Source organism: Shimia sp. Alg240-R146, assembly GCF_947331465.1.
In the GTDB taxonomy this organism is placed as follows: domain Bacteria; phylum Pseudomonadota; class Alphaproteobacteria; order Rhodobacterales; family Rhodobacteraceae; genus Shimia.
Genome location: NZ_CAMZOK010000002.1, coordinates 1296588 through 1312726, shown reverse-complemented (window position 1 = coordinate 1312726; position 16139 = coordinate 1296588). Strand labels below are relative to the sequence as shown.

The following is a 16139-nucleotide window of genomic DNA, read 5'->3' as shown; positions in this document are numbered from 1 at the left end:
GTGCAAAGCCTGTGACCGGATCGTCCGGTCGCGAAGAGCGGCCTCCTCGCGGAGCAGTTCGTAAAAATCCGGGCGGAGAGTGACGTATCGCGGCATGGAAAACCTTTCCGTTCAAATGCGCTGCAATGTAGAGCGCATAAGAAGGGAAGGGGATAAAGCGCAAAGAGGACCGCGAAGGAAATCACGCACAATGGCCGCTCGTAGCCCGAAGTGACGGATGCGAAGGGAGGCTGGCTCTAGTTGCCGCACATGCACAAATCGCGTCTCGACTTCCCGGATGCGGACATTCAAGCTGTCAAATGCGGCTTTTGCCCTCAATGTCGGCAAAGAGTCCGGAACAAAAACTGCACACATGGACGGCAACCACTTTTTTATAACGCGAACGCAACAGATCCAAGCACCACGAAACACAATCAACTCAAAATGAACGAAACTAAGTTGAGAACTACCCGTCGGCGCAAGCTGGTCCAAATCCGATCTTGCGCACTTTAGTGATTTGGGAGGTTGGTTGCAGCGGGTTTTCGGCCTAGTTCAACACGTCTTTGTAAACTACCCCGTTTTTCATAATCAGCATGATGTTGCTTGCGTCAGTTACCGCTGACAGATCTGCTAGCGGGTTGCCTTCTACGATCAACAGGTCCGCATACGCACCCTCCACGATCCGGCCAATCGGTCCCTCTGGGTAGGGGTTCTTGTCTCCGCTCATCGCCAAAAGGCTTGTTGCGTTGCCGGTTGCCTGTTTGAGAATTTCGACTGGCTCAAACCATTCCAGTAGCCGTTCTAGCTGTTCGACTTGATCGGATGCGTCCGGGACGTTGAAAAGATCCGTACCCCAGGTCACGTTCAGGTCCGGCATCTCGCTCACCATCTTATACATGTTTGCGGTGCCTTGGCACACGACGTTCAGTTTCGCGTTCGAGAAAGCGTCAAGTTGCGGTTCGTTACACACGGTGAATGGCTGTGTGCTCAGGTGCACGCCTTCTGCGGCCATGCGTTCGAGAGTTTCCCGGTCAAGCAACTGACCGTGACCAACGTCTTTTATTCCCGCGTCGATCGCCCGATTGATTGCGGTCGGGGTGTAGGCGTGCATCGTCACATAGGTGCCAAAATCCGTAGCCGCATCCGCCGCTGCCTTCATCTCTTCAAAGGTGAACTGAGTAGACAGAAGTGGATCAGTCGGCGATGCGTAGCCGCCGCCCGCGGCGATTTTGATTTGCGATGCGCCCAACCGCAGGTTTTCGCGTGCCGCGGCAAGAACTTGCGGCACACCATCGACTGTGTAAACCCACCCCAGTCGATCTGGTGTCGGTTCAATATTGCTGAATGCGCGATGGGTTTCGGCCTTCGTGCGGAAATCAAAATGACCAGACGTTTGAGACAGGAAGCGCCCTGATGGATAAATCCTTGGACCTGGGACGATGTCCTCGTCGATCGCCTTTTTCAGGCCGAAGATGTTTCCCCCCATGTCACGGCCGGTTGTGACGCCACGCATAAGCATCTCTTCGGCATCGCGTACAGCACGGACGAGAGGATACGTGGGCTCACCAAACAATAGATCAGGAATAGAGACAGTGACCATCGACAAGTGAACATGATTATCGACCAACCCCGGCATAAGGGTACCGCCCTGGCCATCGATTACCGTCGCGCCATCCGCCTGAATTTCATCGGTCGAAACCCGAGAAATAATATGGCCATCAATCAGCACGTTTGCGTTTTCAAGCCTTGCAGCACTGACACCATCGAACAGATGAATATTGGTTATCAGGATTGCTTGGGTGTCGTTCTGAGCTGCCGCCGCAGAACCAATAAGGCAAAAAGCAGTCGTCCATAGAAATTTCATCTAATATTCCTCCAGCAATACTGTCTTAAAAAGAGTGTGAACGCCCTTATGGCCGTTTTCAACCTATTTGCGTTGGCAGCGGATCAGCAACATTGACAGCTGTCGACACCGCGACCCCAGTGAGCGGGCAATGCGGTTCTCTCAGTGGGGTTGATCTCGATACGACGCATTTGTCTGGCGGTCGATGGTGTCGGCCAACGACCGGTTGGCCATCTCGTCCAGAAAGTCGGCGGGTTTCAGGAGGCCGCTGAGTTTGGAAGCCAGTGCATCTTGCCGGTTTGCGCAATACCATCAGATTTATCGCTTGGGTCGTAATGTGTCCCGGCAATGGCTGCATAGTCCCGCTTTGCTGCCCTCCAACCCCAAGATTTCACCGCACCTGTCATCAATGACCGCTTCTCACGTGGCATCGCAGCAATCGTGGGCTGTGTTCCCAGGCCGGAAGACGGACTTTGCAAAGCTCACTATCTGCGCAGAGCCGCCGTTGGCTCGGCCTTCGGAGATTTTCATGCGCACTTTGGAGAGCGCATTTGTTCCCGGAGGTCAGCTCCCAGCCCAAAGCTGACATGGCCGATCTGCACGCCGGTCGGACGCCCGCCATTCGCCGCACGTGAAACAAATGGCGGCTTGCGGTTTGGAGTACCAGTTAGAGCAGCGCCAAGATTAGTCCTTTACTGCTCCACAAAATGATAGCGGAGAGCGTACCGGTTACCATTGCTGGCACACCCTGTTTCCAGGTGTCGAAAATCAAATGGCACCCGACGGCGCCCACCGAAGTCGCCAGCAGCGCCATTGCCCCAAGTGGAGCGAGGAGTGTCCCCGAAAGCCAGATTGCAAGTGCGCCAAATAACTCAACAATGCCGACCAATCGCATAATGGTTCGGTTCAGGCCGTAGCTTTTGAACATCTCGAGCTGGATCTGGAAAATCTTGTCCTGCCAGCCGAATATCTTGATCGAACTTGCAAACAGAAAGAATGCGGTCAGCAAGATCTTGATGATCACAATCATCATAAATTTTCCTTTGATTTGGTCGATAGCTTGTAAGCACGGGGAGATCGCCCGGTACGTTTGCGGAACGCCCTGCTGAACGCGGTTGCGTCAGAATAGCCTAGGCTTAGCGCAATGTTCTGGACTGTAGCGTTGGAGTTGGCCAAGGCGTCCTTGGCTGCCTCCATTTTCAAGTCTGTAAGAATGTCGACAATGGTCGTATCAAATTTGGCTAACCTGCGGGTCAGTGCAGATCTTGAAAACCCGCACAGCTCAGCCGCTTTATCCACATTCAGGTCGGCTTCACAAATATGCTTCCTGAGAATTACCTGAATGGCCTCGACAAATCCTCGTGGTGCCAGCATATCAAGTTGCGCGCCGACCAAATCATCCGTGGGTTCGGATGAAACCTCTTCATTCAGCGGCATCGTGAGCCACGCAGAAGGAAACCGGATGGAAAAGCCGCGGTCGTTGCTCCTTATCGCCCGGATCCCGTGAAACTCATGCGGTAGAACAATCGGATCGCACATTCTGACCAATACAGAAGACGGATCCCAACGGAAATCCAGCGCTGCATGGAGGAATGTGATCCAAATCCCTATCATAAATCCATCGCAGTGGGCCGGTGACGCTGATGGGGCAAACCTACGTTTAGCGCTGAAATAGGCTGTGGAATCTTCAATGAACAGGCTTTGCGACACTGAGGTCGTCTCGTTGGACACGGCTTGCGTGAAGCGAGAGAAAAACCCACCAATTGTCGTTGCTTCTTTGAGGGGGCCGCCGAACGGCAGGAATTCAGTCAGGTTTATGTTACGTCCAACTGACGCGCAAAAACTCTGGTCTTTTCGCAGCTTGGCCGCCGCCGCGAACGCGCGATAAACAACATCATTTCGAATATAGAATGTTGGATCCTTGACCAGTGCTTGGGAAAGATCAAAAACCGACAAAAAAGCGTCAGTGTCTTCGCCACGGGCCTTCAGTGCTTGAACGACCGGACCCAATACAGTTGCCCGAACCATCGCCACGTCCTTATGAACATGATCTGTTGCCAATGGAATGCCCTCTTTTATCATGTACGAGTCACTATAGGCGACCCGACAGAATAGTGATGAAGTTAGTTTGCCAAACCTGACATTTTGGCGCGCTATTCGTGACCTGCTGCGATGAAATGTCAGGTAATTCAGTCAAACTTCAGGCATCCTGCACAGGCTAGTGTATCAATTTCGGTTTCGGCCTTTTTAGGGGAATACAATGAAAATCCTGTCAAAAAACATGTTTAGGATCGCAGCATTTACGACTGCTGTGGCTCTTTCGTCCAGTGCGGCATTCGCTCAAGACGCGCCAGCGCAGACGCTATTCACAAATGTAAATGTCTTTGATGGGGTGAATGAAACGCTGATTGACGACGCAAATATTCTGGTCGAAGGCAACCTGATCAAGACCGTGTCAACGGACGCCATTGATGCACCGGATGCCACGGTTATCGACGGTGGTGGTCGCACATTGATGCCGGGACTTATAGAGAGTCACGTGCATCTGAATATGCAACATATGGTGGGTGGTTACGATACATTTGAGGACCGTGACTGGCAAGAAGTCGGGGCAATGGCAGCATTTACGGCTCAAAGCATCTTGATGGATGGCTTCACAACCGTGCGGGACGTCGGTGCATTGCAGGTTGGAATTCGCCGTGCGATTGACGGCGGTTTTGCAATTGGCCCTCGGATTTACCACGCTGGCGCGGTGATCAGCCAAACTTCCGGACATGGTGACTGGAGACTGAAGGGGCAAAACACGCTCGAAAGCCGAAACACCGGCAAAGTCGCGCAGCTTGGTCTGGCATATGTCGTTGATGGATACGATGCGTCGTTGAGCGCGGCAAGACAGAACCTTGCGAACGGGGCAGTGTTGAACAAGATGATGATGAGCGGCGGCGTCTTCTCGTCCAAGGACGGCTTGCATACGATTCAGGGCACTGACGAGGAGGTAACAGCGGTCGTCCGCGCCTCAAACGATTGGGGCACCTACGCGACGGCGCATGTGAACAACCCACTCGATATTCAACGCGGCTTGCGCCTCGGCCTGGGTGAGATAATGCATGGCCAGTTTCTCGATGAGGAAACAGCAGCTATGATGGTCGAAGCAGGCGTGTTCTATAATCCGCAACTCTCGGTTTCTTCTCCAGAAGCAATCGAGCGCACGTTTGGTCCAGAGCCTTCCGTGAACAAAGCCAAGTCAATGCTTGTTGCTCAGGGTATGGCTCGGATACCAGATATTCTTTTGAAGTTTCCCAAACTTTTGGAAAAGACCACCTTTGGCGTAGATACCGTCACGGTTACGCCAGCGAACGCGATCCGCAACCGCGATCACGAGATTTGGTTTTGGGCCGACAAGTTTGGTACTTTGCAGACGCTGAAATCCATGACCTCCATCGGCGGCGATCTCGCCGCTCTCACGGGCGGCCAGAATCCATATCCGGCCGGCTCCCTCGGTGTGATCGCGGAAGGCGCATATGCTGACATCTTGTTGATCGATGGTAATCCGCTGGAAGACATCACTTTGATTGGTGGCAGCAAAGAATTGTTTGAAGCACCGGACCGCAAACCCGGAGAGATCCCGGCGATGGATCTGATCATGAAGAACGGCGTGATCTATAAGAACACGCTGAATTAGTTGGTAAGGTGCTGGGCCAGCCGTCCTGCATCTGTATAGGCAAAGAGCAGCAGCCGCGTCTTTTAAATCTTAATGATGCGGCTGCTTTAGAAACCAACCAGCCATTCGCCGCAAGAATCTTGAGGGTCCCGTATGGGCCTTTCGCCAGACTTTGCAAACTCCGCTTCCTGCGCTTTGCTGTCATTGGGGCATCATGCAGCATCGGTAAGTGTGGGCTCGGAGCGGATCTCGGAGGCCGTACAGCATCCTGTGATATGGTGGCCAGGTCAACGTCGGGTTGTCGCCGTGGGAGGGAGTGGCGGATCGGAGGATCCACCATGCAAACACCAAACTTACCCGCCATTCGAGCATGTCGCCCTGCCTGGAACAAAGGCCGCATTGTCGGGCAGAAACGCCCACTTTTGCCCAAGCATGTCTGGGCAATCCGTGTGCGCTTGGAAATCGCTGAAAATCACCGCGACCTCGCTTTGTTCAATCTTGCCATCGACAGCAAACTTAGGGGGTGCGATCTGGTCAAACTGATGGTGGCGGACGTTTACGCCGCAGGTCAGGTCAAGGAGCGGGCTTCAATCATTCAAAGCAAGACACGGAAACCTGTCCGGTTCGAGATTACCGAGGGGACGCGGAAATCGCTTTTGAGATGGATGGAGGAACCACTAATGGTCGGCTCCGAATTCCTTTGGCCAGGGCGCTTCCATGAACGGCTACACATTTCGACACGGCAATATGCGCGGCTGGTGCGAGATTGGGTGAAATCAATCGGGCTGGAGCCGAGTGCGTACGGAACCCATTCGATGCGGCGGACGAAAGTTGCTCAGATCTACAGGAAGACCGGCAATCTGCGTGCTGTTCAGCTCCTGCTTGGACACACCAAGATGGACAGTACAGTCAGATACCTCGGTGTTGAACTGGAAGACGCTTTGGCGATTGCCGAGGCGATAGAAATCTAAATCTAAGGGCCGTCTTCACAGACGGCCCTGAGCGTACTTCCACCATGTCGTCAATCGCTGCGGCGCAGCTTTCGCATTGCGGCCATTCGTCGGTGGCGCACCATTTCCATCAGGGCAATGACGGCAGCGCGGACAAACTAGGCATTCGCTGCGGCGTAGTGCTCGAAGGCTGATTGAACGGTTGCTCTGAGGAGCTGGTGGTTATCGTCTTGGCCCAGATCGGTGGCGACAAAGTACTCTGGTTGGGAGACGTTTCAATGTCTGCGCTGACTAGTCAGCGGGTCAATTTGCGCTGAGCTGTCTTCGCGATTTCGGTCAGCAGTTGTTTGTACGCACGAGGGATCGTTGCAGAGCGAACTACATTGCTAACAACACTTACCTTTTTCATGAGTTCTCCAGTTTCGGAGTCCATGAGATAAACTCGACACGCAATTGATGAGGGTTCCAGGTACTCGTCGCACTCGTCACTTACTAGTCGGCAGTGCCTGACAATTTCATCTCCGAGCGAGAATGTAGTTATTACAACTTTTGCATCGACAGAAACACGTCGGTCCTTGGTTGCATCAATCAAAACAGATGACAGGATGCCCTCCAATTCGCGGATGACGCGTCTTTCCGTAAGCCCGAACTTGGCGGGATCGACGATGTGGATGTACTCATTTCCCGTAAAACTGTCTTTGATTACCCATTCGTCCTTTGCGGCAAACTCGACTTTAATAGATCGAATTGCGTAACTCTTTGCGGAAGCCGGTTGAGCGGCGAGAGTTAGACTGACGCAGAACAATGTGGAAGCGACAAGTTGCAGAGCGCTTTGAAGCACTGCCCGCATTTTCCACCGAGGTCGGTTGCCTCCTTCAGAAATTCTCAGGTGTTCCACATGATCTCCCTCCTCTCCACGTCGCTGCAGTTCTCTGTGAACAGCAACGCGCTTCAGGTAGCGGGTGGTATCCAAAGCGTGACTTGTGACGAACCGGATGAAGTGTTCTGAACCACGGCGGCACCACCCTTAACCTGAATTGCCACCCAAACTTTGTCTGTCTTTGTGAAGTCGGCCCATTCATGAAGCCGGTAAGTACAATCGACTCCAAAAGGACCTGCAGATGCGTCAGTGGAGTAAAAGTCCCCTGTACACTGCACTGTGTCGCTGGCACTTAACTTCAGGTCCGCGGAAAATAGGCTCGAACCTAGCTGCGCAGCAGAGACGATGGAAACTGCGCCTGTTTGACCTGTATTGCATTTGATGCGAGTGCTTCCAACGCAAGTCAGTGCTGAAGAGGAAATACGTACGGTTTTGCGTGGTTTGGTCGACGGATCAAAAGGTTCAGCCAAAGTGTTTCCCGAAGGCCCTATAACCTTCAAGGGTTGATCGACTTTTGGAAGGGATTTTGAAAGATAGTCGACGGCAATTATTGCTCCAACAACTGGCGCGGCTGGAATTGCCGCCAACTCACAAGCCGAAAGCAGAGTGACGCCAAGAAGAGCAATTGCCCCTGATTTCATTAGTTTCTCCTGAACCCAAGCTCGAAAAACGACGTGGTCGCTTATTTCGTCCGGCTTGGTAGAATGCGATACATAGCCTTGATTATAAGATTGACTGACCTGTGTCATTTGAAAAGTCAGGTATACCTTGCCGCGTTTCCGGGATTTGTTTCAGTTAAATAAGGGCTTCATGATACGTCCTCTTCGGGCTCGATGCCGACTTGCGGCGGTGCAGAGCCGAGCCCGGAAATTGCACCGATTGAATGGCGGCTTTGATGATTGCGGCCAGGTTGGCTCGCGGCTGCGGCGAATGACCGGTTACCGCCCATACTGGCGGATGACCGGTGGTTAACTTTCGGTGGTATCAAGCTCCCGCAACCATTGCAGTCGAACAGGCCAATTTCGGGTGCCTTTGGTTTTAGAGCTGCCAAGTCACCAAACCTGCCAACTCTCCGTCATGACTGATATCGATGCACCCAAGTTTATCAGGGACAAGACGGAACGTTTCCGCGAGTGAGCGGATAACGTTACAGGACGGGCGAAGCCTATAACCATGCTCGGTCTATAGGCCCATTGATCCAAGTCACGATAACCGAACTGCGATCCCTGATCCAAGCCAAGGGGGCTGGGATAAGTGTTTCACACTTTCACTCTTTGTTTCCTTTATGTCCTGTGAACTCAGGAAGCTAAGTGATTGTTTTCATGTCTTCATCATGTGATTTAGGTTCTGGCGCCGCGAGGCGTGGGGGTTCGAGTCCCTTCACCCGCACCATTTTCTCACAAAAAAGAAAACGCCGCGGCCGCACGAGTTGACCAGTTGGTCTATTCCGCGAAATGCAGGCCGGCGATCAGATGGCGCAGGCCTAGTGCGGCGCCGGCCATGATAGCGATGAAGGTGACTGGGGCGCTGAAAGAAAGCACCGAGAAGGCAGACAGACCCTGACCGACGCTGCACCCCATGGTGAGAATAGCGCCGGGACCCATCAAGGCTGCGCCGAACATTTGGCGTTTGAGCTCGCGGGGATCATCGCAGGCTTCCCAGCGGAAGTGACCTTTGCGGATGGAGCCGAGGAAAGCGCCAAGCACCACGCCAACCACCGAGCCGACGCTGAAGGAGAGCATGTTTCCGGAGGCGGTCATGGCGTAGTAGATGGTGTCGCCAATCGGGGCGGCAAAAGAGTGCGATTCCACCGGCTCATTGCCAAATCCGACGTTGGCCACCCAATAGGTCCCGACCCAACCGGACACGATCACAGTGCCAACGGCGACGCCCCATAGGATCATCATCGGCGAGGTCAGCATGCGTTTTGACGCAAGCGAGACTGCAAGAATGCCACCGCCTGCCAAAAGGCCGGTGAGCAAAGGCGAGACGCCAAGTTTTGTTTTGAGGAGATAGGCAAAGCCTTGCGGAGTTGCTGCGCCTTCCTCAACCGGGAAAAGCCAGATGCGGGCATGGGCCAGAGGGCCGGACATTACCACATAGGCCGACAGACCCAGCACAATCACGATAACAAAGGCGCGGATGTCGCCGCCGCCCAAACGGGCCAACGCGCCGTAGCCGCAGTTGCCCGACAACGCCATGCCATAGCCAAACATCAGCCCGCCGACGATGGTGGCAAAAGGGTTCCAGACACGATCCAGATATGCGGCCTCACTGGAGGCCATAGCGCCAGAGTGCATCGCAATATGCGTGCCAATGATGGCGACGCCAATAGCGACGCCCCACATGCGCATGCGTCTGTCATCTGAGGAATAGAGCAGATCTTCGATGGCGCCGAGTGTGCAGAAACGACCAATGCGGGCCGCCAATCCAAGCAGCATGCCTCCGAGCAATCCAAGCAGCGCGACCGCGTTGGCCTCGCCCAAAATATCCAGCATGCGGGCTCCTCCCCAGGTCCGGATGCAAAAGGGAGCGGACCTCAGTCGTCTTTGCAGAAGAGGTCGTAGACAACCTCTATGATTTGCCGAGGACGGTCATCGGTCAAGCTATAGTAGATGGTTTTGCCGTCCCGACGGGGTTTTACCAGCCCTTCAAGACGCAGGCGCGAAAGTTGCTGGGACACGGCCGCTTGTCGTGCGGCCAGCAAATCCTCGAGTTCGGTGACCGATTTTTCTCCCGACGCCAGCTGGCACAGGATCATCAAACGGCCCTCGTGGCTGATTGCCTTGAGGAAGTTGGACGCCAGCTGTGCGTTAGACATCATTTTGGCCATGTCCTCGGGGCAGGTGTTTTCGTCAAACACCGGCAGGCGCGAGGGCGTGGGGTCTTGGATGGAGGTCTGTAGCGGTTCAGTCATCTGTCATGTCCCGGAGTGGCGGGGTTGCGAATTTGAATCAATGTCGGCGCGTTCCAGCAATTTAGCAAGCAATCCCCAAAAAAAATCCTCTCCGGGGTAGCCCTCGATGCGACCAACTTCCTGATCGTCGACGATCAGAATGAAGGTTGGCGTATAGTGTACGCGTCCGGAGAACTCCACCTTGGGTTTGTCGGTGTGTAGGTCATAGCGCACCAACGGTGCAGCGCGGCCTTCGTCGGTTTTGGGATAAATAGGACCGATCTCGGCGTTCCACTGCGCGCAATACATACAGCCTTTCTCCTCGGCCATGAGAAGATAGGTGTCGGCAAACGCCGCAGACGGCAAGAGAAGCACCACGCCTATAAGCAGTGCTTTTATGGAACGCAGCACGCAACTCTCCCTGTTGACCTGAATTCACGAACAATCATAATCTAATATTTGAATTTATCAAGATTGGGCCTGCGATGTTCGACGTCACGTTTTTGGGAGCGCTTGTGGCAGGGCTGTTGTCCTTTGCGTCGCCCTGCATTCTGCCAATTGTGCCGTTCTACCTGAGTTATCTGGCCGGAGTGAGCATGTCGGAGATCTCGGGCAGCGCGCAAATCACGCCGCAGGTGCGGCGGCGCGCGGTGCTGACAGCGATCTGTTTTGCGTTGGGCGTGATCACTGTGTTTATGGGATTGGGCGCGACGGCGACAGTGTTTGGCCAGATGGTGCGCGAATATTTTGATGTGCTGCGCTGGCTGGCGGCGGCCTTGATCATCGTGATGGGGCTGCATTTTCTGGGCGTGGTGCGGATCGGCTTTCTGTACCGGCAGTTTCGCATGGAGGCCGGCAACACCTCGAACGTGAGTTATCTGGGGGGCTATGTGATTGGGCTAGCCTTTGCCTTTGGGTGGACACCCTGTGTGGGGCCGGTATTGGCGGCGATCCTGTTCACGGCGGCGGGGCAGGACAGTGCTGCGCAGGGCGCGGGTTTGTTGTTTGCCTATGGCGTCGGCATGACGTTGCCGTTTGTGGTGGCCGCGCTGTTTGTCGGGCCCTTCATGCGCTGGATGGCGCGGTTCCGGCGGCATTTGGGCACGGTTGAAAAGATTATGGGCGTGTTTTTGATTCTGTTTGGCGTGTTGATTGCCACCAATTCGGTGAACGTTATCGCGCAATGGATGCTGGAAACCGTGCCTTGGTTTGGTGGACTTGGGTGAGGGAGATTTTGACATGACACGTTTGATGAAACGGATTGCGACCGCTGTGGTAGCGGTGGTGCTGGCAGTGCCGGTTTTGGCGGCTGAATTGGGTGACGATGGTTTGCACAAGGCGGATTGGATGCGCGACACATTCAAGGATCTGCGCGAAGACCTTGAAGAGGCCAACGCAGAGGGCAAACGTATGTTGTTGGTGATCGAGCAGCGCGGCTGCGTCTATTGCAAGAAGATGCACGAAGAGGTGTTTGTGGTGCCAAAGGTCGCAGACCTTTTGCGCGAAAAGTATTTTGTGGTTCAGATCAACATGTTTGGCGATGTGGAGGTTACGGATTTTGACGGCGTTACCATGCCGGAAAAGGACATGGTCAAACGCTGGGGGGCCTTGTTCACGCCCAACATGATTTTCTTGCCGGAAGAGGTGGCCGAAGATGTCACGGCACCACAGGCTGCTGTAGCCAATATGCCCGGGGCCTTTGGCAAGTGGACAACGCTGAACCTGCTGAGTTGGGTGGTGGAAAGGGGCTATGACAGCGAGGAGCCGTTTCAGAAGTACCACGCCCGCAAATTTGCCGAACAGGGCGGTTAAGTTTCTGCGGGGCAGAAAAAGGTTGCGCTTGCAGCAATAATCTTGCGCTGAATTCGCTTCATGTGAACAAATATAAAAATTCACGTAATTGAATTTGTTGTTGCGTTCTTGCGATTGTGTGCCGTAGTCTACTGAGTGACACCGGAAGGAATCGTCTTGAGGAGGGCGCATGAAACGTGCATTTGGAGGAGCTGCGGTATTGGCTGTCTGTGCGGCAATGACGCAGGCAAGCGAGACCAAACCGACAGAAGTTGTGTTTGAGGATGGCGCAGTCGCGCAGTCTCTGACTGGCGTGGCTGGCGACGTGGCCAGCGGCGAAAAGATCATGAACAAAGGCGCCGGCAACTGCATCGCCTGTCACGAGGTGTCGGCGTTGAATATGTTGCCGTTCCACGGCGAGGTTGGCCCGATGCTGGATGGCGTCGCGGATCGCTGGACAGAGGCGGAGCTGCGCGGGATCGTGGCAAACGCCAAGATGATGTTTGACGAAACCGTCATGCCATCTTTTTACAAGACCGAAGGCTTTATTCGGCTGGGCAACGCATATAGCGGCAAAGCCCACGAGGGAGACGTAGAACCACTCTTGTCTGCACAGCAGATCGAGGATGTGGTCGCTTACCTGATGACGCTCAAAGAAGAGTGATTTCTAAGACTTGAGGAGAGAACAATGCAACTGACACGGCGAGACTTGCTTGTCATGGGATCGGTCGGCATGGGCTTGACCGCACTGGGTGTTAGCCCGGCGATGGCGTCCCTGACCGATGATGAAATTGCCAAGATCACTGAAGGTGCAGAAGTCGGCACGGGTGATCTGGTGGTGACAGCCCCTGAAATTGCGGAGAACGGCAACACTGTTCCGATCGAAGTCAGCGCGCCGGGTGCTGCGATGGTTGTGATTTTTGCTGATGGCAACCCGACGCCTGCGGTGGCGACCGTGAATTTCGGTCCGCTGAACCCGACGCGGGCGGCATCGACCCGTATCCGGCTGGCGAAAACCCAGAATGTTGTAGCGCTTGCCCAGATGGAAGACGGCTCCTTCCAGAAAGCAATGGCCAACGTAAAAGTGACCATCGGCGGCTGCGGCGGCTGATCCAGAGACAAGGAGAGATATCATGGCATCTGGAGTAAAACCCCGCGTTAAGGTCCCGAAAACAGCAGCAGCTGGCGACGAGATCACCATCAAGACGCTTATCAGCCACAAAATGGAAAGCGGCCAGCGCAAAGACGGCGACGGCAATCTGATCCCGCGGTCGATCATCAACCGTTTCGTGGTCGATTTTAACGGTCAGAACGTAATCGACGTTACGCTGGAACCGGCGATTTCGACAAACCCCTATTTCCAGTTTGACGCGACTGTGCCGGAAAGCGGCGAGTTCAAGTTCACTTGGTATGACGATGACGGCGACGTCTACGAAACCGCCAAACAGATCGCTGTCAGCTGATCTTGGGGAAAAAGGGAGGAGATCACGTGAAGCGAGCAAAAACATATGCCGGCACATTGACGGTTGTGGCTGCGATGGCTGCCACGACTGCATTCGCGGACGCCGATGACGACCAGCTGGTTGTGAACGGCGAAATCGAGATGGTAACTGAGGCGGCGGCGCCAGAGCATCTGGAATACGTCGACACTGTGTATTCCGGCTGGCGGTTCCGGTCCGATGAAACCCAAGCGTTTCAGATGGATGACTTTGACAACCCGGCAATGATCTTTGTCGAGAAGGCAAGTGAAGACTGGAACAAGCCGGAAGGCACCGAAGGCAAGGCTTGTGCGAGCTGCCATGAGGACGTGGAAAACCTCAAGGGCGTGCGCGCGGTCTATCCCAAGTGGAACGAAAGCGCAGGCGAAGTGCGTACGTTGGAGATGCAAATCAACGACTGCCGCGAAAACCAGATGGGTGCTGAGCCTTTGAAATACACCGGAGGCGACATGGCCGCGATGGTGGGTTTGCTGTCTTCGGTCAGCCGGGGCATGCCGATCAGTGTGGCGATCGACGGTCCGGCCCAAGAGACATGGGAGCAGGGTAAAGAGATCTACTATACCCGCTATGGTCAGCTGGAATTGTCCTGCGCGAATTGCCACGAGGACAACTATGGCAACATGATCCGAGCCGATCACTTGAGCCAAGGCCAGATCAACGGTTTCCCGACTTACCGTCTGAAAAACACCAAGCTGAATTCTGTACATGCCCGTTTTAAGGGATGCGTGCGGGACACACGGGCGCATACATTCAAGCCCGGTTCGCCAGAATTCATCGCGCTGGAACTCTATGTTGCCTCCCGCGGCAACGGGTTGAGCGTTGAGGGCCCGTCGGTCCGCAACTAAGATTTGAGAGGCCCGGAGCGTCGGGCCTCTTTTTTACGATCCACACATTCACATATTCGAATATAAGGAAAATCAGTCTGATGATCTCGCGTCGTGACTTTCTGCAAGTAGGGATGGCGGCTTCGGCTTTGGTCGGCGCATCCGGTTTTGGCAATTGGGCCCGTTTGGCGGCACAGCAGGCGTTGACGCAAGATCAGCTGTTGGAGTTTCAGACCTACGGCAATGTCTCATTGATCCACATCACCGACATTCACGCGCAGATGAAGCCGATCTATTTCCGCGAACCTTCGGTCAATATCGGGGTGGGCGGCAACAAAGGCGCGGTTCCGCACATCACCGGCGCTGACTTCCGCAAAGCTTATGGCATTGAGGAAAACTCCCCCTCGCATTACGCGCTCAGCGCTGGTGATTTCTCTTCTCTTGCGCAGGGTTATGGCCGTGTCGGCGGGTTGGACCGCGTTGCGACGGTGATCAACGCCATTCGGGCCGACCGTCCTGATGCGCTACTGCTAGACGGCGGTGACACGTGGCATGGCAGCTATACTTGTTATCAGACGCAGGGCCAGGACATGGTCAATGTGATGAACGCGCTGAAGCCTGATGCGATGACGTTTCACTGGGAGTTCACGCTGGGCAGCGACCGCGTCAACGAAATTGTGGAAAACCTGCCGTTCGCGGCCCTGGGTCAGAACATTTTTGACAGCGAGTGGGATGAGCCTGCTGAGCTGTTCCCGCCCTACACATTCTTTGAGCGCGGTGGCGCCAAGATCGCGGTGATCGGGCAGGCCTTCCCGTATATGCCGATAGCCAACCCCGGCTGGATGTTCCCCGAATACAGCTTCGGTATTCGCGATGAGCACATGCAGAAGATGGTTGATGAGGTGAAAGCCAAGGGCGCGGATTGCGTTGTCGTGCTGTCTCACAACGGTTTCGATGTGGACAAGAAAATGGCCACGGTGGTGAAAGGGATCGACGTAATCCTGTCGGGTCACACCCATGATGCGCTGCCGGAACCGGTGGTGTCGGGCTCGACCATTGTTGTGCCGTCGGGATCCAACGGCAAATTCGTGAGCCGCATCGATCTGGATGTGCGCGACGGCCGGATGATGGGTTATCGCCACAAGTTGATCCCGATTTTCTCGGATGTGATCACGCCGGATGCCGAGGTGTCCAAGCTGATTGACGTGCAGCGCGCACCTTATGAGGCGGAGATGGCCGAGGTGATCGGCAAGACGGACTCGCTTTTGTATCGTCGCGGAAATTTCAATGGCAGCTGGGATGATCTGATCTGTGATGCGCTGATTTCGGAGCGCGATGCAGAGATCGCAATGAGCCCCGGCGTGCGGTGGGGGCCAAGCCTGATCCCGGGTCAGGACATCACCCGCGAGGACATCTGGAACGTCACCTCGATGACGTATGGTGAGGCCTATCGCTCGGAAATGACTGGTGAATTCATCAAGGTCATTTTGGAGGACGTTGCCGACAACATCTTTAATCCGGACCCTTATTACCAGCAGGGTGGCGACATGGTGCGCACCGGTGGTCTGGGCTATCGCATCGACATCAACAAGCCGCAGGGCGAGCGGATCAGCAATATGACCTTGCTGAAAACCGGTGAGCTGATTGATCCCGCGAAGTCTTACGTCGTGGCTGGGTGGGCCAGTGTCAACGAAGGCACCGAGGGTCCGCAGATCTGGGATGTCGTGGAAAATCACATTCGCAAACAGGGCACCGTCACGGTGCAGGAGAACAACAGCGTCGACGTGGTCGGTGTTTAAGGCAAGAGGGTAAAGTC

Annotated in this window: 18 protein-coding genes; 10 read left to right on the top strand and 8 right to left on the bottom strand. The window is 54.7% G+C overall.

All coding sequences use genetic code 11. The annotated features are described in order from the left end of the window. Positions 1–526 precede the first annotated feature (526 nt). The 3 genes from PG871_RS15625 to PG871_RS15615 form a co-directional block, all read right to left on the bottom strand. Entirely contained in the window at positions 527–1843 is a 1317-nt protein-coding gene (locus PG871_RS15625; RefSeq protein WP_270730842.1) for a metal-dependent hydrolase family protein, read from the bottom strand. Between the two features lie 646 nt (positions 1844–2489). Continuing rightward, positions 2490–2855, bottom strand: a complete 366-nt coding sequence (locus PG871_RS15620) for a DoxX family protein (RefSeq protein WP_270730841.1) — start codon at positions 2853–2855, stop codon at positions 2490–2492. Then, a complete protein-coding gene (locus PG871_RS15615) occupies positions 2852–3904 on the bottom strand; it encodes an AraC family transcriptional regulator (RefSeq protein WP_270730839.1) in 1053 nt (350 codons plus the stop codon). The genes PG871_RS15620 and PG871_RS15615 overlap by 4 nt, the downstream gene beginning before the upstream one ends. Before the next feature lie 178 nt (positions 3905–4082). Between PG871_RS15615 and PG871_RS15610 the strand changes: the two genes are divergently transcribed. The 3 genes from PG871_RS15610 (at position 4083) to PG871_RS15600 (ending at position 6627) form a co-directional block, all read left to right on the top strand. Further along, a complete protein-coding gene (locus tag PG871_RS15610) occupies positions 4083–5504 on the top strand; it encodes an amidohydrolase family protein (RefSeq protein ID WP_270730837.1) in 1422 nt (473 codons plus the stop codon). Positions 5505–5821: 317 nt separating this feature from the next. Next, positions 5822–6454, top strand: coding sequence for a tyrosine-type recombinase/integrase (locus tag PG871_RS15605; RefSeq protein ID WP_108889310.1), 633 nt, complete (start codon positions 5822–5824; stop codon positions 6452–6454). A gap of 44 nt (positions 6455–6498) precedes the next feature. Further along, complete coding sequence (locus PG871_RS15600; RefSeq protein ID WP_270730834.1) at positions 6499–6627, top strand: hypothetical protein; 129 nt, start codon at positions 6499–6501, stop codon at positions 6625–6627. A 101-nt stretch (positions 6628–6728) separates the two neighbouring features. On the opposite strand, the gene PG871_RS15595 is transcribed toward PG871_RS15600, so the two are convergent. The 5 genes from PG871_RS15595 to PG871_RS15575 form a co-directional block, all read right to left on the bottom strand. Continuing rightward, positions 6729–7406, bottom strand: coding sequence for a hypothetical protein (locus tag PG871_RS15595; protein WP_270730833.1), 678 nt, complete (start codon positions 7404–7406; stop codon positions 6729–6731). Beyond that, positions 7385–8062 (bottom strand): hypothetical protein, encoded by a 678-nt coding sequence (locus PG871_RS15590; protein WP_270730832.1) that lies wholly within the window; start codon positions 8060–8062, stop codon positions 7385–7387. Before PG871_RS15590 ends, PG871_RS15595 begins: the two co-directional genes overlap by 22 nt. Positions 8063–8755: 693 nt before the next feature. Next, complete coding sequence (locus tag PG871_RS15585) at positions 8756–9811, bottom strand: YeeE/YedE family protein (RefSeq protein WP_270730830.1); 1056 nt, start codon at positions 9809–9811, stop codon at positions 8756–8758. Between the two features lie 41 nt (positions 9812–9852). After that, on the bottom strand, positions 9853–10146 hold the full coding sequence (locus PG871_RS15580) for an ArsR/SmtB family transcription factor (protein ID WP_270730929.1): 294 nt from the start codon (positions 10144–10146) through the stop codon (positions 9853–9855). Positions 10147–10233: 87 nt separating this feature from the next. After that, positions 10234–10620 (bottom strand): hypothetical protein, encoded by a 387-nt coding sequence (locus tag PG871_RS15575; RefSeq protein WP_443020501.1) that lies wholly within the window; start codon positions 10618–10620, stop codon positions 10234–10236. A 74-nt stretch (positions 10621–10694) separates the two neighbouring features. On the opposite strand from PG871_RS15575, the gene PG871_RS15570 reads away from it, so the two are divergent. The 7 genes from PG871_RS15570 to soxB all read left to right on the top strand — a co-directional run bounded on the left by PG871_RS15570 (position 10695) and on the right by soxB (position 16122). Then, positions 10695–11435, top strand: a complete 741-nt coding sequence (locus PG871_RS15570; protein WP_270730829.1) for a cytochrome c biogenesis CcdA family protein — start codon at positions 10695–10697, stop codon at positions 11433–11435. A gap of 25 nt (positions 11436–11460) precedes the next feature. Continuing rightward, complete coding sequence (locus PG871_RS15565; protein WP_270730927.1) at positions 11461–12021, top strand: thioredoxin family protein; 561 nt, start codon at positions 11461–11463, stop codon at positions 12019–12021. A 169-nt stretch (positions 12022–12190) separates the two neighbouring features. Beyond that, on the top strand, positions 12191–12664 hold the full coding sequence (soxX, locus tag PG871_RS15560) for a sulfur oxidation c-type cytochrome SoxX (protein ID WP_270730828.1): 474 nt from the start codon (positions 12191–12193) through the stop codon (positions 12662–12664). Between the two features lie 24 nt (positions 12665–12688). After that, the gene (gene soxY / locus PG871_RS15555; RefSeq protein ID WP_270730826.1) at positions 12689–13111 is read left to right on the top strand and encodes a thiosulfate oxidation carrier protein SoxY; all 423 of its coding nucleotides are present in this window, start codon (positions 12689–12691) and stop codon (positions 13109–13111) included. Positions 13112–13133: 22 nt separating this feature from the next. Next, positions 13134–13463: a thiosulfate oxidation carrier complex protein SoxZ gene (gene soxZ, locus PG871_RS15550; protein ID WP_054001584.1), complete on the top strand. Its 330-nt coding sequence runs from the start codon at positions 13134–13136 to the stop codon at positions 13461–13463. 74 nt (positions 13464–13537) lie between these two features. Next, a complete protein-coding gene (gene soxA / locus PG871_RS15545) occupies positions 13538–14344 on the top strand; it encodes a sulfur oxidation c-type cytochrome SoxA (protein ID WP_270730926.1) in 807 nt (268 codons plus the stop codon). A gap of 80 nt (positions 14345–14424) precedes the next feature. Next, entirely contained in the window at positions 14425–16122 is a 1698-nt protein-coding gene (gene soxB / locus PG871_RS15540) for a thiosulfohydrolase SoxB (RefSeq protein WP_270730824.1), read from the top strand. The last annotated feature ends 17 nt before the right edge of the window (positions 16123–16139 follow it).